Source organism: Enterobacter sp. NFIX58 (genome assembly GCF_900110475.1).
Taxonomy (GTDB): Bacteria; Pseudomonadota; Gammaproteobacteria; order Enterobacterales; family Enterobacteriaceae; genus Enterobacter; species Enterobacter quasiroggenkampii.
Window position 1 is genome coordinate 1551987 of sequence record NZ_FODW01000001.1, and the last position, 18992, is coordinate 1570978.

17 protein-coding genes and 3 tRNA genes are annotated in these 18992 nt (G+C 54.2%); 1 reads left to right on the plus strand and 19 read right to left on the minus strand.

Annotation, left to right across the window (positions count from 1 at the left end; genetic code table 11):
- The 16 genes from BMW97_RS07635 to mngA form a co-directional block, all read right to left on the minus strand.
- Positions 1 to 76: transfer RNA gene (locus BMW97_RS07635), tRNA-Lys, on the minus strand.
- 3 nt (positions 77 to 79) lie between these two features.
- Positions 80 to 155: transfer RNA gene (locus BMW97_RS07640), tRNA-Val, on the minus strand.
- Between the two features lie 127 nt (positions 156 to 282).
- A tRNA-Lys gene (locus BMW97_RS07645) sits at positions 283 to 358 on the minus strand.
- 161 nt (positions 359 to 519) lie between these two features.
- Positions 520 to 1314: a cell division protein CpoB gene (gene cpoB, locus BMW97_RS07650; protein ID WP_025912850.1), complete on the minus strand. Its 795-nt coding sequence runs from the start codon at positions 1312 to 1314 to the stop codon at positions 520 to 522.
- 9 nt (positions 1315 to 1323) lie between these two features.
- A complete protein-coding gene (gene pal / locus BMW97_RS07655; protein ID WP_003858578.1) occupies positions 1324 to 1845 on the minus strand; it encodes a peptidoglycan-associated lipoprotein Pal in 522 nt (173 codons plus the stop codon).
- Between the two features lie 35 nt (positions 1846 to 1880).
- Positions 1881 to 3173, minus strand: coding sequence for a Tol-Pal system beta propeller repeat protein TolB (gene tolB, locus BMW97_RS07660; protein WP_008501103.1), 1293 nt, complete (start codon positions 3171 to 3173; stop codon positions 1881 to 1883).
- Between the two features lie 134 nt (positions 3174 to 3307).
- Positions 3308 to 4576, minus strand: a complete 1269-nt coding sequence (tolA, locus tag BMW97_RS07665; RefSeq protein WP_008501102.1) for a cell envelope integrity protein TolA — start codon at positions 4574 to 4576, stop codon at positions 3308 to 3310.
- 28 nt (positions 4577 to 4604) lie between these two features.
- Positions 4605 to 5033: a colicin uptake protein TolR gene (gene tolR, locus BMW97_RS07670; protein WP_003858589.1), complete on the minus strand. Its 429-nt coding sequence runs from the start codon at positions 5031 to 5033 to the stop codon at positions 4605 to 4607.
- A gap of 3 nt (positions 5034 to 5036) precedes the next feature.
- Complete coding sequence (tolQ, locus tag BMW97_RS07675; protein WP_008501101.1) at positions 5037 to 5729, minus strand: Tol-Pal system protein TolQ; 693 nt, start codon at positions 5727 to 5729, stop codon at positions 5037 to 5039.
- Positions 5726 to 6130, minus strand: a complete 405-nt coding sequence (gene ybgC, locus BMW97_RS07680) for a tol-pal system-associated acyl-CoA thioesterase (RefSeq protein WP_003858593.1) — start codon at positions 6128 to 6130, stop codon at positions 5726 to 5728. Before ybgC ends, tolQ begins: the two co-directional genes overlap by 4 nt.
- 148 nt (positions 6131 to 6278) lie before the next feature.
- Positions 6279 to 6569 carry a cyd operon protein YbgE gene (gene ybgE / locus BMW97_RS07685; protein ID WP_008501100.1) on the minus strand — a complete coding sequence of 97 codons (291 nt, stop codon included), beginning with the start codon at positions 6567 to 6569 and terminating at the stop codon, positions 6279 to 6281.
- A complete protein-coding gene (gene cydX / locus BMW97_RS07690; protein WP_003858598.1) occupies positions 6569 to 6682 on the minus strand; it encodes a cytochrome bd-I oxidase subunit CydX in 114 nt (37 codons plus the stop codon). Before cydX ends, ybgE begins: the two co-directional genes overlap by 1 nt.
- 14 nt (positions 6683 to 6696) lie before the next feature.
- Entirely contained in the window at positions 6697 to 7836 is a 1140-nt protein-coding gene (gene cydB / locus BMW97_RS07695) for a cytochrome d ubiquinol oxidase subunit II (RefSeq protein ID WP_023293006.1), read from the minus strand.
- A 15-nt stretch (positions 7837 to 7851) separates the two neighbouring features.
- A complete protein-coding gene (gene cydA / locus BMW97_RS07700) occupies positions 7852 to 9420 on the minus strand; it encodes a cytochrome ubiquinol oxidase subunit I (protein ID WP_008501098.1) in 1569 nt (522 codons plus the stop codon).
- A 678-nt stretch (positions 9421 to 10098) separates the two neighbouring features.
- Positions 10099 to 12729 carry a mannosylglycerate hydrolase gene (gene mngB, locus BMW97_RS07705; RefSeq protein WP_045909564.1) on the minus strand — a complete coding sequence of 877 codons (2631 nt, stop codon included), beginning with the start codon at positions 12727 to 12729 and terminating at the stop codon, positions 10099 to 10101.
- Between the two features lie 23 nt (positions 12730 to 12752).
- Entirely contained in the window at positions 12753 to 14669 is a 1917-nt protein-coding gene (gene mngA / locus BMW97_RS07710; protein WP_045909565.1) for a PTS 2-O-a-mannosyl-D-glycerate transporter subunit IIABC, read from the minus strand.
- 170 nt (positions 14670 to 14839) lie between these two features.
- On the opposite strand from mngA, the gene BMW97_RS07715 reads away from it, so the two are divergent.
- Positions 14840 to 15556 carry a GntR family transcriptional regulator gene (locus BMW97_RS07715; protein WP_045909566.1) on the plus strand — a complete coding sequence of 239 codons (717 nt, stop codon included), beginning with the start codon at positions 14840 to 14842 and terminating at the stop codon, positions 15554 to 15556.
- Between the two features lie 83 nt (positions 15557 to 15639).
- On the opposite strand, the gene sucD is transcribed toward BMW97_RS07715, so the two are convergent.
- From sucD to odhB, 3 genes are all read right to left on the minus strand, one after another.
- Positions 15640 to 16509, minus strand: a complete 870-nt coding sequence (gene sucD, locus BMW97_RS07720) for a succinate--CoA ligase subunit alpha (protein WP_008501094.1) — start codon at positions 16507 to 16509, stop codon at positions 15640 to 15642.
- Positions 16509 to 17675, minus strand: coding sequence for an ADP-forming succinate--CoA ligase subunit beta (gene sucC, locus BMW97_RS07725; protein WP_006809579.1), 1167 nt, complete (start codon positions 17673 to 17675; stop codon positions 16509 to 16511). The genes sucD and sucC overlap by 1 nt, the downstream gene beginning before the upstream one ends.
- Positions 17676 to 17770: 95 nt before the next feature.
- The gene (gene odhB, locus BMW97_RS07730; protein ID WP_008501093.1) at positions 17771 to 18991 is read right to left on the minus strand and encodes a 2-oxoglutarate dehydrogenase complex dihydrolipoyllysine-residue succinyltransferase; all 1221 of its coding nucleotides are present in this window, start codon (positions 18989 to 18991) and stop codon (positions 17771 to 17773) included.
- Between the last annotated feature and the right edge of the window lies 1 nt (position 18992).

Here is an 18992-nt window from a genome sequence, read left to right on the forward strand (position 1 = left end):
TGGTGGGTCGTGCAGGATTCGAACCTGCGACCAATTGATTAAAAGTCAACTGCTCTACCAACTGAGCTAACGACCCGAGTGGTGGGTGATGACGGGCTCGAACCGCCGACCCCCTCCGTGTAAAGGAGATGCTCTACCAACTGAGCTAATCACCCACTCTGTACTGCCGGAACTGCGTTAAGTGGTGGGTCGTGCAGGATGACTCGGCTTCGCCTCGCCCTACGGGCCGTTGCTGACGCAACGTTATCCTTCACGTTTTACTACTACTTCCACCTGACTTAGTGGTGGGTCGTGCAGGATTCGAACCTGCGACCAATTGATTAAAAGTCAACTGCTCTACCAACTGAGCTAACGACCCACTTTTATGCTGCTTTCACGGTGTTTGATATCCCGTGGCAACGGCGGCATATATTACTGATTTAAGAATTCTGCGCAACAAAAATTTCGATGAAGATCACTTAACTGCTTAGTAATCATGCTGCACGACCAGAAATAACGCGATTTCTGGTCATGCGATAATCATCCCATCGAATTCAGACGTTTTTGCGCCTGCTTAGCACCTTCGGTACCCGGGAATTTTGCGACCACCTGCTGATAAACCGCTTTGGCTTTCGCCGTGTCGCCTTTGTCCTGCATGATCACGCCAACCTTATACATCGCATCGGGCGCTTTCGGCGATTTTGGGTAATTTTTCACCACTGAGGCAAAATAAAACGCCGCATCGTCCTTTTTACCCTTGTTGTAATTCAACTGACCGAGCCAGTAATTGGCATTTGGCTGATAAGTGGAATCCGGGTATTTCTTAACAAAGCTCTGAAACGCAGCAATCGCGTCATCCTGACGAGATTGATCCTGTACCAGGGCAATGGCCGCATTGTAGTCCGTATTCGCGTCACCGCTCTGTACAGGCGCGCCTGTTGAGGCTGACGTATCAGCAGATGGCGCTGGCGTAGACGTCGCCGCACCGCTCTGATCGCCTGCGGCTGGCTGTGCTGCTGCACCACCACTGCTCAGGCTATCGATCTGCAACAAGATTTGCTTCTGACGTTCCACAACCTGGTTAAGCTGATACTGGCTTTCCTGAATCTGACCGCGGAGAGAGTCAATATCATTCTGGTTATCGGAAAGTTGTTGCTGGAGTTGGGTTAAAAGCTGGCTGTGAGCGTTAGAAATACGCTCGAGTTGAGTGACCCGGTCTTCTACCGAGCCTGAGCCGACACTACTGATTGGTGCCTGAGCAAAAGCGGCCCAGGGGGCCGCTATTCCAACCAGTAACGACAGACTCAACAGATGATGTCTGAAGTTACTGCTCATGCAATTCTCTTAGTAAACCAGTACGGCACGACGGTTTTTGGAGTAAGCCGCTTCGTCGTGACCCAGTACTGCAGGTTTTTCTTTACCGTAAGAAACGATGGAGATCTGGTCAGCAGAAACGCCTTTACCCTGCAGGTACATTTTAACAGCGTTAGCACGACGTTCACCCAGGGAGATGTTGTACTCTGGAGTACCACGTTCGTCCGCGTGACCTTCTACGGTGACTTTGTAAGATGGGTTGCTACGCAGGAAGTTAGCGTGCGCATCCAGCATCGCAGCGAAGTCAGAACGGATGTCGTATTTATCCAGATCGAAGTAAACGATGTTGTTCTGCTGCAGCTGCTGCATCTGAAGACGCGCCTGCTCTTCAGAAGACATGTTGCCATTGCCGTTCGCGTCCATACCGGTGCCGGCACCCATCATGCCTTCGCCGCTCTGGTCATTGCTGGCGTTCTTGTTAGAAGAACACGCTGCGATTGCCATTACAGGCAGAGCGATCATCAGCCCCTTCAGCACTTTGTTCAGTTGCATTTCTATGATTCCTTTAGTAATCAATTAATTATTATTTACAGATACGGCGACCAGGCAGGTGATTTTACCTGTCCATCAGTAGCCGGAATACGCGCTTTGAAACGCCCATCTGTAGAAACCAGATTCAGCACAGATCCCATCCCCTGAGAAGAGCTGTAGATTACCATCGTGCCGTTAGGTGCCAGACTTGGCGTTTCATCCAGGAACGTTGACGACAGAACTTGAACGCCACCCGCTACCAGATCTTGTTTGGCAATGTGCTGCTGCCCACCGTTAGAGCTGACCATTACCATAAATTTACCGTCGCTGCTCACGTCTGAGTTCTGGTTCTGTGAACCTTCCCAGGTAATACGCTGCGGAGCACCGCCGTTGATGTTGACTTTATAGATTTGTGGACGGCCGGCCTGGTCAGAAGTAAACGCCAGGTTTTGACTGTCTGGGAACCATGAAGGTTCGGTGTTGTTGCTGCGACCGTCGGTCACCTGACGGATCTGGCCAGAGCCAATGTCCATCACGTACAGGTTCAGGCTACCGGTTTTAGACAACGCAAACGCCAGTTTAGAGCCATCTGGAGAGAACGAAGGCGCACCGTTGTGACGTGGGAAAGACGCCACCTGACGAACCGCACCGTTTGCCAGCGTCTGGATAACCAGCGCAGAACGGCCGCTTTCGAAGGTGACATACGCCAGCTTAGAACCGTCCGGAGACCAGGCTGGAGACATCAGTGGCTGCGAAGAGCGTTTCACCAGGAACTGGTTGTAGCCATCGTAATCAGATACGCGCAGCTCATACGGGAATTGACCACCGTTGGTCTGCACCACGTACGCGATACGGGTACGGAACGCACCTTTAATGCCGGTCAGTTTTTCAAATACCGCATCGCTGGCAGCGTGTGCCGCGTAGCGCAGGTACTGCTTAGTGACCTTGTAAGAGTTCTGGGCCAGAACGGTACCTGGTGCACCGCCGGTATCCACCAGCTGCCAGGCCACGTTGTATGAACCGTCTGGATTAGGGGTAACCTGACCCACAACCACGGCATCAATACCCAGTGCAGACCATGCTGCAGGCTGAACTTCCTGCGCGCTACCCGGCTGCTGAGGCAGACGAGAACGATCTAACGGGTTGAATTTACCGCTGTTACGCAGGTCAGCCGCCACGATGCCACCGGCATCTTCAGGTGCAGCGCCAGGACCGGCCCACTGGAACGGAACAACACCGATTGGGCGTGCCGAGTCCACCCCCTGGGTGATCTCGATACGTACTTCTGCGTGCAGTACTGCTGCCCACAGCATTAAAAAACTAAATGCTACACGTAATGCCTGCTTCATCATATCTCCCTTATCCGGGTAACCTTACCCACGATAATTTAGCAGAATGTTAACAAACTCAAATAGACAAAACTACCCGAACCCTGTGACTAAACCTGGTCTATTTTTCCCCGTTTGCACGGGGAAAATGTAACTTAAGGTTTGAAGTCCAGCGGCGCATTTTTGAAGACTTCGTAGACTGCCTGCGAAGGCGGTTTAGGCATCTTCGCCTGACGCGCTGCAGCCAGGGCCGCAGTACATAAAGCCGGGTCGCCACCTTCAGACTTAATATCCAGCAGCATGCCATCCGGAGCCAGTTTTATACGTAACGTACACGTTTTACCGGTATAGGAAGACGCATCATAGAATCGGCTTTCAATAGCGGATTTAATCTGCGCGGCATAACCGTTGATTTCAGCCCCTGTCGCACCGTTACTCTTAGTGTTACCACTTCCGGTCGGCGCTGCGTTGTTTCCTTTCGCCCCACCGCCCGTTTTCGGCGCATTCTTACCGGAGCTCAAATCGCCCAGCAGATCGTCAACCCCTGCGGCAGCAGCGGCTTTTTCAGCGGCGGCAGCCTTTTTAGCAGCCGCTTTTTCAGCTGCTGCTTTCTTATCGGCAGCGGCCTTCTCAGCTGCAGCTTTTTTGTCAGCAGCGGCTTTTTCGGCGGCTGCCGCTTTTTCTGCCGCGGCTTTTTCTGCTGCAGCTTTCTCGGCAGCAGCCGCTTTCTTCGCGGCCTCGGCAGCAGCTTTCTTCTCTGCTTCCTGAGCGGCCTTCTTCGCGGCTTCCGCTTCTGCTTTCTTCTGAGCATCAGCTGCGGCTTTCTTTGCGGCTTCGGCTTCCGCTTTCTTCTGAGCATCAGCGGCGGCTTTCTTCGCGGCTTCGGCTTCCGCTTTCTTCTGGGCATCAGCAGCCGCTTTCTTCGCCGCTTCTGCCGCTAATTTCGCCTGGGCATCAGCCTGTGCTTTCGCGTCCGCTGCGGCTTTTGCTGCCGCCTCTTCCGCCTGCTTTTGCTGTTCCTGTGCTTTTTTCGCGGCCTCTTCGGCTTGTTTCTGCTGTTCTGCCTGCGCTTTCGCGGCTTCCTGCGCCTGCAAACGTTCTTTCTCAAGCTGCTTCAGACGCTCCTGCTCTGCGGCCTGCTTTTCACGCAGTTCTTCCGCTTGCTGTTGCGCCTGTTTTTCACGCTGCTCTTCAGCCCGTTTTGCACTCGCCTTCTGCTGTTGTTGGCGATTATAGTTCTGTACTACCGCACCGGGATCCACCATCACGGCGTCAATGGAAGACCCTCCACCGCCGCCGGCTGATGCATCAATATGCTCGTCGAACGAACTCCAGATCAGCGCTGCAAAAAGAATAACGTGCAGCACTGCGGAGACGATTATCGCTCGCTTAAGCTTGTCGTTCTGTTCGGTTGCCTTTGACACTATCGGTTCCCAAAAACTACGCGGATGATCAAATAGGTTGGGTCATTAAGCCAACTGACTTAACACCCGCACTATGTAGCAAGTTCAGCGCTTTAATAATTTCATCGTAGGGTACGTCTTTCGCGCCACCGATTAAGAAGACCGTTTTCGGATTTGACTCCAGGCGACGCTGCGCTTCGGCAATAACCTGCTCAGGTGGCAGCTGATCCATACGATCCTTCTCTACCACGACGCTGTATTGCCCTACGCCGGAAACCTCAATGATAACCGGAGGATCGTCATTGGTGCTCACCGCCTGTGATTCTGTCGCATCCGGCAGATCCACTTCCACGCTCTGGGTAATGATTGGCGCTGTTGCCATGAAGATCAGCAGCAGTACCAGCAGGACGTCCAGCAGTGGAACGATATTGATTTCGGACTTGAGCTCGCGACGACCTCGTCCACGCGATCTGGCCATGGTTTACCCCTTGTTGCTCTCGGTGCTGGTAAACGCCTGACGGTGCAGAATCGCAGTGAACTCTTCCATAAAGTTGTCGTAGTTCAGTTCCAGTTTGTTCACGCGCTGGTTCAGACGGTTATAGGCCATAACTGCCGGAATTGCCGCAAACAGACCGATAGCGGTCGCAATCAGTGCTTCTGCAATACCCGGGGCAACCATCTGCAACGTCGCCTGCTTCACCGCGCCCAGCGCGATAAAGGCGTGCATGATCCCCCACACGGTACCAAACAGACCGATATACGGGCTGATGGAACCGACAGTACCGAGGAAAGGAATATGCGTTTCAAGGTTTTCCAGCTCGCGGTTCATCGAGATGCGCATCGCACGCGAGGCACCTTCCACCACCGCTTCCGGCGCATGATTGTTTGCACGATGCAGACGGGCGAACTCTTTGAAACCGCTATAGAAAATTTGCTCGGAGCCGGTCAGGTTTTCACGGCGCCCCTGGCTCTCCTGGTACAGACGAGAAAGCTCAATGCCCGACCAGAACTTATCTTCAAACGCTTCAGCTTCACGGCCGGCGGCATTGAGGATACGCGTTCTCTGGATGATGATGGCCCAGGATGCGATTGAAAAACCAATCAAAATCAACATGATAAGTTTAACCAGAAGGCTTGCCTTCAGGAACAAATCAAGGATATTCATGTCAGTCACTGCTTAAACTCCGCGACAATAGACTTAGGAAGCGCACGAGGCTTCATTATGGTTGGATCAACACAAACAATCAGTACTTCAGCTGAGTTCAGTACGGTGTTCTCTGCGTTGACTATCCGCTGCGTGAAAACCAGTGAGGTTCCGCGCATTGATGTAATTTCAGTTTGGACTTCGAGCATATCGTCGAGTCTGGCAGGCGCAAAATACTCAAGCGTCATCTTGCGTACCACAAAGGCAACTCGCTCAGCCAACAGCACCTGTTGACTAAAGTGATGATGGCGCAGCATCTCTGTGCGTGCCCGTTCATAAAAAGCAACGTAGCTGGCGTGGTAAACCACACCACCGGCATCGGTATCTTCGTAATAGACACGAACCGGCCATCGAAACAGCGTTGTATTCACTTTACATCCCAGTAATGCAACAAAAGTTAGAGCTTTTAAACTTCGCTACTATACGCGCGGGAAAGATGGTTTGGAATGGGGGAAAGTAAACGGAGAGTAAATTTTTATGGGCTCGGGTAAGCCCATAACGTTAACGGACATTTCTTATTCAGAAGAAGAAGAAAATCAAACCGGCGAGAAGCACCAGATCGGCAATCAGCGGGCAGAAAATTCCCTGCCAGTGAACGGCTTTCGGACGAAAGCCCACGCCGTGGATCACACCTGCGCACACCGCCCACATAATGAGGAAGCCGTGCCAGATTTCAAGCTCGCTGGTTTTCGCTGCAAAGCGCGAAGGGTCCCAGAAGATACAACCTGCCAGCAGTAATGCCATCACTAAAGAAAGCGCCCGTAACGGGCGCTTGTCCATTACCGCGTAAAGTTTCGCGATAATATTCATCAGTGTTTTTCTTCACCCGCTTTGGTCGCTTCTACATGCTCAAGCGCCAGGGCAGTGATGACACCAAATGCACAGGCAAGAAGCGTCCCTAAAATCCATGCGAAATACCACATATTCAGCTCCTTACTTAGTACATAGAGTGGGTGTTGCTTTCGATATGTTCTTTCGTGATACGACCGAACATTTTCCAGTAACACCAGATTGTGTAGGCCAGAACGATCGGAACGAACACGCAAGCAACATACGTCATCAGGTTCAGCGTCATATGGCTGGACGTTGCATCCCACATGGTCAGGCTAGCATTCAGCATGGTGCTGGATGGCATGACGAATGGGAACATCGCAATACCCGCCGTCAGGATAATGCATGCCAGGGTCAGTGAAGAGAACACGAACGCCAGCGCGCCTTTTTCCAGACGAGACGTCAGCATGGTCAGCAGCGGCAGCAGCACGCCCAGCGCCGGGATCGCCCACAGCACAGGGGTATTGTTGAAGTTCACCAGCCATGCCCCCGCCTGACGCGCCACTTCTTTGGTCAGCGGGTTAGACGGTGCGGTGTGGTTGATCGCAGACGTCACCACGTAACCATCAATGCCGTACACCACCCACACACCGGCCAGCGCGAAGCAGACCAGCGTAACCAGCGCAGCAACCTGAGCCGTCGCGCGGGAACGCAGATGCAGCTCACCCACGGTACGCATCTGCAGATAGGTTGCACCCTGAGTGATGATCATCGCCACGCTCACGACACCGGCCAGCAGACCAAACGGATTCAGCAGCTGGAAGAAGTTTCCGGTGTAATAAAGACGCATGTATTCGTCCAGGTGGAACGGCACGCCCTGCAGCAGGTTACCGAACGCCACGCCAATCACCAGCGGTGGAACGAAGCTACCGATGAAGATGCCCCAGTCCCACATGTTGCGCCAGCGGGTATCTTCAATCTTGGAACGGTAGTCGAAACCGACCGGACGGAAGAATAAAGAGGCCAGCACCAGAATCATCGCCACATAGAAACCGGAGAACGCAGCCGCATAGACCATCGGCCAGGCGGCGAACAGCGCGCCGCCTGCGGTGATCAGCCACACCTGGTTACCGTCCCAGTGCGGGGCGATGGAGTTGATCATGATTCGACGCTCGGTGTCATTACGACCGAGGAAACGGGTGAGCATCCCCACCCCCATGTCGAAACCATCCGTGACGGCGAAACCGATCAGCAGAACGCCAACCAGCAGCCACCAGATAAAACGCAATACTTCATAATCGATCATTTGATGACTCCTGTCTTAGCGTGCCGGCTGAGTAGTCGCAGTGGACTGCTCGTAGTGATAGCGACCGGTTTTCAGGCTGCTTGGGCCAAGGCGCGCGAACTTGAACATCAGGAACAGTTCAGCCACCAGGAACAGGGTGTACAGACCACAAATCAGCAGCATGGAGAAGATCAGGTCGCCTGCGGTCAGGGACGAGTTCGCTACCGCCGTTGGCAGCACCTCACCGATCGCCCATGGCTGACGGCCATACTCCGCCACAAACCAGCCTGATTCAATTGCGATCCACGGCAGTGGAATACCGTACAGCGCAGTGCGCAGCAGCCATTTTTTCTCGCCGATACGGTTGCGAATCACGGACCAGAAGGACGCCGCAATGATCAGCAGCATGATGATGCCGCAGCCCACCATGATACGGAATGCGAAGTACAGTGGCGCAACGCGTGGAATCGAGTCTTTGGTTGCCATCTGGATCTGGGCTTCCGTCGCATCAGACACGTTCGGGGTATAACGCTTCAGCAGCAGACCGTAACCCAGATCTTTCTTCACATCGTTAAACTGGTCGCGAACGGCCTGGTCGGTAGAACCGGCACGCAGCTGTTCCAGCAGCGAGTAGGCTTTCATACCGTTACGGATACGCTCTTCGTGCTGCACCATCAGCTCTTTCAGACCTGTCACCTGCTTATCAACAGAACGGGTGGCGATGATACCCAGCGCGTAAGGGATTTGAATGGCGAAGCGGTTTTCCTGCGCGTCCTGATCCGGAATACCGAACAGCGTAAAGGCAGCAGGCGCCGGCTGGGTTTCCCATTCGGCTTCGATGGCGGCCAGTTTGGTTTTCTGCACGTCACCCATTTCGTAACCGGATTCATCACCCAGAACGATAACGGAGAGGATAGCAGCCATACCGAAGCTTGCAGCGATAGCAAAGGAGCGCTTAGCAAACGCGAAGTCACGACCGCGCAGCATATAGTAAGAACTGATGCCCAGTACAAACATCGCGCCGCACACATAGCCAGAAGCGACGGTGTGAACGAATTTAACCTGAGCAACCGGGTTCAGGACCAGCTCGGCAAAGCTGACCATCTCCATACGCATGGTTTCGAAGTTAAAATCAGACGCGATAGGGTTCTGCATCCAGCCGTTCGCGACCAGGATCCACAGCGCGGACAGGTTCGAACCTAATGCCACCAGCCAGGTCACCGCCATATGCTGGACTTTACCCAGACGGTCCCAACCGAAGAAGAACAGACCTACAAAGGTGGATTCGAGGAAGAATGCCATCAGACCTTCAATGGCCAGCGGCGCACCGAAGATATCCCCGACATAGTGGGAATAGTAAGACCAGTTAGTCCCGAACTGGAACTCCATGGTCAGACCGGTTGCCACGCCCAGTGCGAAGTTGATACCAAACAACTTGCCCCAGAACTTGGTCATATCTTTATAAATCTGTTTGCCGGAGAGAACGTATACCGTTTCCATGATGGCCAGCAGGAACGCCATACCGAGCGTCAGTGGCACAAACAGGAAGTGGTACATCGCGGTCAAGGCAAACTGTAAGCGCGACAGTTCGACTATATCTAACATTATGACTCCTTGCTCATCGCATGAAGACTCCGAGAGTGAACCCCATCAAAGCGATCCACACGCATGCCCCAATACAAATTATTCGCATCCTTGTCGTCGTTATTACCCTGAGGGAGGATAAAAACGATGACGTGAGGTTACAAATACGTTAATAAAAAACTCAAATTGATCCCGCAAATATAATACGCTGCAAAACCCTTACAATAAACAGGTTTTTATAGAGTCACATTTACGTTTTTCGACGGTGATCAATTTATAGCAAAATTACCACTTTTCGGCCATTTTGATCGGGGACAATTTAGCGCTTTTCAGCACCTTTTTCCAAGGATTAAACTTTGATTTAAATCAAAAACAAACCTTGATGTTAACTATGTTTAATCGTGGTAAGAATGGTAAAAACCATGTTAATGATATGTGCACGCTAAGATGTGATTGGTTATCGAAGACGGAAAAAAATATAAACAGAAGTGATTTTAATTAACGCGAAACAAAAGCCTCATTTCGATGCGCGGCAAACAATAAAGCATAGTCGGGCCAGGTTATTTTTCCATGGCATTTATGCAACCCTTCGTAATTACATTTATTTTACTTTTGTCACCCCATAACTTAACACCGAGGAGTGACTATTTAATGAAAAAGGCCGCAAACAGTGCAGCCTTTTAATGATATCAGCGGTTCTCAGGCAAGAAGAAGGCTAAAGGTTCGCGACTGTCCTGGTCTGAACGCCCCGACAATGCCTTCGTCTTCACCGTGGTCCATCAGCCGTTCATTCATGTCCGTTTCGCAGCACCGCTTCACCGCTGGATTGACAGATAGCATCGCGTCACATGCGCTGGACTGCGAAGGGTTGAACAGTCGAAGAATGAGCTCATCACGGTCTTCCGCTTTTTTGATCGCGCTGAGTACGCATCCCGTTTGCGAAATCGCTAACAGGCTGTAGCTTTCCGGCGTGGTCAACGACGCGCGATTCAACTTCATTGCATCCCAGGGGATCTTGTTATAACACTGCACCGGCGTTAACCACGATTGAGCCTGCTGCGCGACACCCGCGTTTTCCGGCGAGCCGCTGAAGCTGAAGAGGCTAAAGCGACAGCTTAGCGGACCACGCACCTGAGAGTCCGGGACCGGCATTTTGATACCGGATGGTCTGCCGGGGCGCAGGAGCAGATCTTCTTTGCCGAGTACCCCCACGCCGCGCAGCAAGGTCAGAGCAAATGCTTTTTGTTCATCGCCCACGACTTCAAATTCACGCAGCCCCTCGGTAAATAGCGCAAGCCCGTTTCGTTTTTCCTGCAGGACGGCGTAGTTAAGTAAATTCCAGACGGGAACCGGCGCTTCTTTCCACCCCTCCTCCTGCCAGTTTTGCATCGCTGCGTCCTGCACCGGGCGAGTGATCGAGCCAAACTGCATATCCGCTAACACTTCCTCTGTCATAAACGGCGTTGGGATCAGCACGCGAACGCGGTGGTCATCGGCCTGATTATCCAGGCACACCACCACGTCAATGCGTCTGCTGTTATGGCTTAGCGTAATCTCAAATTCAGCGTCAAGATAGCCGTTTCGCTGGCGCGCCGCGCGTTCGGCCAGGTTCGCCGGAACGGCGATTCGATGGCGGATAACCGCCCTGCTCTGCCAGCCTTCATGCGTAACCTCAAATTCATGCCCGCCCTGCGCGGAAGTGAGTCTCCACTCTTCCCGCGAAGGCGAGTAGTCGTACTCATCACCATCATCCGAGCTCTCTTCGATTTCCAGCACGCGGTCATAAACAAGCCCGGTTTCTTTGTCGCGCAGGCGCAGCGAACCGTCGTCATTTACGTCAATCTGCCAGAAGGCGTTTTCAAGTAAGGATGCGGTGTTTTCCCCCGGAGAGAGTACCTTCCCGGCCACGTTAGGTTCGATAAACAGCGTACGGTAGCCCATCGCCGGCAGTATCTGGCTGAGCTGAATATCAAACTCCATAAACGGTTCGTAATTGCCGTAGTGAACAATCTGTCGGTCAATGAGGCCCGGGTCGAGCTCGCGTGCGCTGCGGATGAAATACGGGATCTCGTTGCCTTTGTCATCCCGCAGACGGAACTGGCTGGCGCGCAGTCGAATCGTGGTGTTCATCACCTCTTCACGCGGCCAGGGCATCAGGTTGAACATCACCAGCTTATCGGCATCGCTTTGCGGCATGTTGTCGACAATCTTGCGCATATAGAAACGCGCCAGGTTGTCTGCCATGTCCTCAGCCAGCTCGAAGCGGGAGACAATCTCGCGATGCACCTTGTCGCTGCAGCAGCAGCCGATGCTGTCGTGAGCGTGGTTTTTGAGGATCTCTTTCCACATTTTCTCCAGCAAGCCGTGGTGGTAGTCGAAGCCCAGCGTCCAGGCAAGCGTCGCCAGCGGCTCAAGGATATTGACAATTTTGTTCTCAATACGCGCATGGGCGATTTTGATATCCATGCGCGTGGAGCCGATGGTCCGGTGCACGCGCATGTATTTACCGTCGATAAACTCACCTTTTAAGGTCGCCAGGTCATCGCGGTGCGCGTCGATGCGATCAAAGACCTCCTCAAACCGGCTCATCACAAATTGACGCTGCGGATAGATTTCACGCAGCTTCTCCATCACCGCGAAAATGTTCTGCTGCAGCGGCATCTGGTCGTGTCCGTTGGGCAGCAAAATCGCTTTGGTGACGGACGCCTTTTCCAGAACCTCGAAATAGCTGTCGAGCCGTTTTCGCAGCCCCGCTTCGTCCTCCGGTAAGTACTTACCAATCGCGTAGCCCAGTGGCAGCACCTGTGCCGTCACTTCACTCCCGTCCTGGCTCTGCCAGAGAAATTCGGTTTTATCGGTCCCGTGGCGTTCAGAACAACCGCGCCAGAACATCGTGCGTGTAATGCCAAAACCGTTATAGATATGCGGAAGCTGGCCGGACATGCCAAACGAATCCGGCAGATAGCCGATCTTCATCGGCTCGCCGAAGGCCATACAATCCCGGATGCCGTACATCAGGTTGCGGACGATCGACTCGCCGCTCACGATCGTGGTATCGGTCTGGGTATACCAGGGGCCGATAATCAGCTTTCCACGCTCGACAAGCGCCTTCACGCGAGAGCGGTTTTCGGGCACAACGGCAAAATAATCCTCCAGAACAGCCGTCTGTCCATCGAGAACATAGTATTTGTACTCATCATCCTGCTCCAGCCGGGTCAGGATCTCTTCCATATTATTGACCAGAAGAATACGCGACTCTTCGGTGGTGAAGTACCACTCACGGTCCCAGTGCATATGCGGCGTGATATGAACGCGAGATACAGCTTTCATCTTCGTTTCCTGTTTGTGCGTTTTTACGATAAGGCGTCTTCAGTGACGTAGTTGCCCTTTTTTACCGCCTGGCGTCGCCAGAGCAGCAGAACCAGAGTGGAGATAGCGGTACCCACCAGCGCCGCGCCAAACCAGCCCGCCGCAGCAACCACACCACCCAACCCGGCATCGTGAAGTAAAAAAAGAGAGAAAATCCCGGCCCCCGGCGTAGACAACCCGATCCCCATCGCACCGACAGCCGCGCCTGTCACCATGGATCCGAGTACAAATGAGCCAATAACGCGAAGCGGATCTTCTATCGCCATCGGAATCGCCCCTTCGGTAATGCCCGCGAGGCCGAGCAGCCAGGTGGATTTGCCGGTTTCAATTTCAAACGACTTAAACAGCTTCGGTGCCAGCATCGTTGACGCCGTGACGGTGAAGGCTGAGACCATTTTGACGGAGGCAAAGATGGCATAGGGACCGTATACCCCGTTCGCCATCGCCCCCAGGCAGAACGCGTAAGAGGCTTTGTTGACCGGGCCACCCAAATCGAATGAGCACATAAACCCGAGGATTGCCCCCAGAAGCAGCGCATTCGCGCCGGACAGACCGTTAAGCCAGACGGTGAGCGTGTTATTGAGCCAGGCCACCGGTTCGCCAATCACAAACAGCATCAGGCTGCCCGCGCCCAGCACGCCAATCACCGGATAGAGATAAAAAGTCAGAAAGCCGTTGTAGCGGCTACTGAGCCGGATGTGGTTTTTCACCCAGCGCATCAGATAGCCCGCGATCAGCCCGCCGACGATAGCGCCAAGAAAACCGGAGCCGATCATGTTGGCAGCCAGACCGGCCGCAAAGCCCGGCGTCAGCGCAGGTTTATCCGCCAGCGAGTAGGCGGTGTAGGCCGACAGGACAGGCACCATCAAAATGCCAAGCATGCCGCCGCCAAGCTTGCGGTACATCCACAGCCACGAGTTTTCCTGGTCAAACAGGTGCTGCAGGCCAAGGATTTGCGCCAGCAGTACCGATACGGCCAGCACCGTACCGCCGGCGACGATCAGCGGCACCGCAAAAGAGATGCCGCTGAGAAGCGCCTGCTTGAGTTCAGTTTTAACGCACTTTTTCGTTTCGGTATCGACTTGCGCCTGGCGCGCATCGCTAGAAGGCTGAAGCACCAGCGCGCGCTCAATCAGCGCTTCAGCATGGCGCAGGGGTTCCGCGACGGGCACGGAAATGGCGGGGATCCCCTGGAAGCGCTCGCTCTCTTTGATCGCCACTTCAGCGGCAAAAATACACGCTTTCGCCTCCTGCAACTGCTGGGCAGTAATTCGCCCTTCGATGCCGTTCGCCCCCTGCTTTTCGACCACCACGTTGACGCCGAGCTTACGTCCCGCTTTTTCCAGGTACTCTGCGGCCATATAGGTATGCGCGATCCCCGCAGGACAGGCGGTGACACAGACGACGGTTGGTGCATTCACCGGCGTATCATCCTCGTCTTCCTTCGAGACACCGTTCAGCGCATCAAGCAGATCCTCTGCCGTCTCGGCAGCCATAACGCGCTCCCGGAGGGCATCATCGGCAAGGCGAGACGTCAGCGCCGTCAGCACCTGAATATGCGTGGATCCCGCTTCAGCTGGCGGGATGGCAAGCAGGACGATCAGCTCTACGCGTTCAGGGCCGTCCACCCCCTCCCACTCCAGCGGTTCGCGCAGCGTAGCAACCGCAAAAGCCGCTTCGTTCACCGCGTTCGATTTACCATGCGGGACAGCCAGCCCTTCACCCAGGGCGGTTGGCCCCTGCGATTCGCGACGGTAGACCTCCGCCAAAAATGCATCGCCATCTGTAATTTTGCCCAGCGCCACCAGCCGCATTGTAAGCTGGCGAATGGCCTCATCACGGCTGACATAGTGCGCCTGCACACAGACAGCACTGGTATGGGTCAGAGTCGTCAGGTTCATAAGATCCTCACACATAAGTTGTTATTGTCTGGCGGCAATTTTGGCAGGTCATACAATACATTTATGTGATCACTTTCACTAACAACGCAAATTTGTATTTAAGTTGTATTATTTACAAATTTTAAGTGGGAGGCATAATTCCATGAAAAGGTATTAGAAAGGCAGATTCGATGGGTAACAAACCGATGTACCGGCAAATAGCCGATGCGCTTCGCGAAAAAATCAGTGCGGGAGAGTTAAAGCCTGGCGATGCGTTACCGACGGAATCCAGCCTTCAGGAGGCATTCAACGTGAGTCGCGTCACGGTGAGACAGGCGCTGAAGCTGCTTACGGAAGAGCAGATCGTCGAGAGCATTCAGGGCAGCGGCACCTACGTAAAAGAAGAGCGCGTCAATTACGATATTTACCAGCTCACCGGGTTTTACGAAAAACTGGCGGACCGGAACGTGGATACCCACAGTGAGGTGAGCATTTTCGAAGTGCTGAAAGCCGATGCAAAACTTGCCGAAAAGCTGAATCTCTCTCATGACGATAAAGTCTGGCACGTCAAACGCGTCCGCTTTATCAAACAAAAACCGGTAAATCTGGAAGAAACGTGGATGCCGCTGGCCCTGTTCCCCGATCTCACCTGGGAAGTGATGGAGAATTCGAAATACCACTACGTTGAGCAGATCAAAAAGCTGGTTATCGATCGCAGCGAGCAGGAGCTGGTGCCGATCATGCCGTCAGTGGAGGCGATCGCCGCGCTGTCACTCGATCCGACAAAGCCGATCCTGGAAAAAGTCTCCCGCGGGTTTCTGAAGGACGGACGGGTATTTGAATACAGCCGCAACGTGTTCAATACCGATGATTACAAGTTCACGCTAGTCGCCAGACGCAGGCAATAAAAAAGGCCGCTTTACAGCGGCCAACCATGTCGAAACGGACATTTTTATACTGCAACGCCCCCCTTCCGGGGAGCAGAGAGGACTTACTTAATGATGGATTTCAGTGCTTCGCCGATATCCGCCAGGCTGCGAACGGTCTTCACGCCTGCGGCTTCCAGCGCTGCGAATTTCTCATCAGCCGTACCTTTACCACCGGCGATGATCGCGCCTGCGTGACCCATACGCTTGCCTTTCGGCGCGGTCACACCCGCGATGTAACCCACTACTGGCTTGGTCACGTGTTCTTTGATGTAAGCAGCGGCTTCTTCTTCCGCGCTACCACCGATCTCACCGATCATCACGATCGCTTCGGTCTGTGGATCTTCCTGGAACAGCTTCAGGATGTCGATGAAGTTAGAACCCGGGATTGGGTCACCGCCGATGCCCACGCAGGTGGACTGGCCGAAACCGTAGTCGGTGGTCTGCTTAACCGCTTCATAGGTCAGGGTACCGGAACGGGACACGATGCCCACTTTACCCGGCTTGTGAATGTGGCCCGGCATGATGCCGATTTTGCATTCGCCCGGGGTGATAACGCCTGGGCAGTTCGGGCCGATCATACGCACGCCAGCTTCATCCAGCTTCACCTTCACGGTCAGCATATCCAGCGTCGGGATGCCTTCAGTGATGGTGATGATGAGTTTGATGCCTGCGTCGATCGCTTCCAGAATAGAATCTTTGCAGAACGGCGCCGGAACGTAGATCACGGTCGCGGTTGCGCCCGTCGCTTCTACGGCTTCACGCACGGTGTTGAACACCGGCAGGCCCAGGTGGGTAGTGCCACCTTTACCTGGCGTTACGCCGCCAACCATCTGCGTGCCGTAGGCAATCGCCTGTTCGGAGTGGAAAGTCCCCTGGCTACCGGTGAAGCCCTGGCAGATAACCTTGGTATCTTTATTAATTAAAACTGACATTATTTCCCCTCCACTGCGGCAACAACCTGCTGAGCTGCATCCGTCAGACTTTTCGCTGCAATAATATTCAGGCCGCTGTCAGCCAGTTTTTTCGCGCCGAGTTCAGCGTTGTTACCTTCCAGACGCACAACCACCGGAACGTTAACACCTACTTCTTCTACCGCGCCGATGATACCGTCGGCGATCAGGTCACAACGGACAATACCGCCGAAGATGTTAACCAGAACGGCCTTCACGTTGTCGTCGGAGAGAATGATTTTGAACGCTTCGGTTACGCGCTCTTTGGTAGCGCCACCGCCCACGTCGAGGAAGTTTGCTGGCTCACCGCCGTGCAGCTTAACGATGTCCATGGTGCCCATTGCCAGGCCCGCACCGTTAACCATGCAGCCGATGTTACCGTCCAGCGCCACATAGTTCAGTTCCCACTGTGCCGCCTGCGCTTCACGCGGGTCTTCCTGAGACTGGTCGCGCATTTCGCGCAGATCCGGCTGGCGGAACAGCGCGTTGCCGTCAGCGCCCAGCTTGCCGTCGAGGCAGATCAGATCGCCCTGGGTCGTGATCACCAGCGGGTTGATCTCGATCAGCGCCAGATCGCGCTCCAGGAAGATGGTCGCCAGACCCATGAAGATCTTGGTGAACTGCTGAACCAGTTTACCTTCCAGACCCAGCTTGAACGCCAGCTCGCGACCCTGGTAAGGCATTGGGCCTGCCAGCGGATCGATAGCCACTTTGTGGATCAGGTGTGGGGTTTCTTCCGCCACTTTTTCGATTTCCACGCCGCCTTCGGTAGACGCCATGAACACCACGCGACGGGAGCTACGGTCAACCACCGCGCCCAGATAAAGTTCTTTCGCGATATCGGTCGCCGCTTCCACCAGGATCTGGTTAACCGGCTGGCCGTTCGCATCTGTCTGGTACGTTACCAGACGCTTGCCGAGCCAATGTTCAGCAAACGCACGAATCTCTTCTTTGCTCTTAACAACCTTCACACCGCCCGCTTTACCACGGCCACCAGCGTGAACCTGACACTTAACTACCCACGGGCCGGAACCGATTTTAGATGCGGCTTCTTCTGCTTCACGCGGGGTAGTACAGGCATAACCCACCGGAGCCGGTAAGCCATACCGGGCAAACAGCTGTTTGGCCTGATATTCATGTAAGTTCATGTGTTCTATCCATCCTTCAGGGTAATCGTTATCTTCAAACCTGTAGACCGGCGCAGCGTGTGCCGGTCCACGGGGCAGGTGATGCTAAATCGTGACTAGACGTCCAGCAGCAGACGCGTTGGATCTTCCAGCAGCTCTTTGATGGCAACCAGGAAGCCCACGGACTCGCGGCCGTCGATCAGGCGGTGGTCGTAAGAGAGCGCCAGGTACATCATCGGCAGGATCTCAACTTTACCGTCTACCGCCATCGGGCGATCTTTAATGGCATGCATACCCAGGATCGCGCTCTGCGGCGGGTTAATGATCGGGGTAGACATCAGCGAGCCGAATACGCCGCCGTTGGTAATGGTGAAGTTACCGCCGGTCAGGTCGTCTACGGTCAGCTTGCCGTCGCGGCCTTTCACAGCCAGCTCTTTAATGTTTTTCTCGATGTCAGCCATACCCAGGGTATCCACATCACGCAGAACCGGGGTCACCAGGCCACGTGGGGTGGAAACCGCCATGCTGACGTCGAAGTAGTTGTGGTAAACCACGTCATCGCCATCGATGGACGCGTTCACTTCCGGGTAGCGTTTCAGCGCTTCAACCACCGCCTTCACGTAGAAGGACATAAAGCCCAGACGAATACCGTGACGTTTTTCAAACGCGTCACCGTACTGCTTACGCAGGTCCATGATTGGCTTCATGTTTACTTCGTTGAAGGTGGTCAGCATCGCGGTAGAGTTTTTCGCTTCCAGCAGACGCTCGGCCACGCGCTTACGCAGGCGGGTCATTGGCACGCGTTTTTCGCTGCGTGCGCCCAGCGCAGGCTGTGCAGCCGGTGCTGCCGCAGGGGCTTTCGCTTCTGCCTGAGCAGGCGCTTTCGCCAGATGCTTGTCGATGTCTTCGCGGGTCAGACGACCGCCCACACCGGTGCCTTTAATGGCTGCCGGGTCAAGGCTGTGTTCCGCCAGCAGGCGACGGATCGCCGGGCTGAGGGCGTCGTTAGACTGCTCTTCCAGAGAGGCCTGCTGGCGCTGCGCTGGCGTGGACGCTTTCTCTTCAGATTTCGCGCTGGACTCTTTGCCCGCGCTGTTGCCTTCACGCAGGCGACCCAGGATCTGACGAGAAGTCACGGTGGTACCTTCATCTTCCAGCACCGCGTCCAGAACGCCATCCGCCGAAGCCGGTACTTCCAGTACCACTTTGTCAGTTTCGATTTCTACCAGCACTTCATCGCGCTTAACGGCATCGCCTGGTTTTTTGTGCCAGGTAGCGACGGTCGCATCTGCTACAGATTCAGGCAGGTCGGGAACAAGAATATCTACGCTACTCATT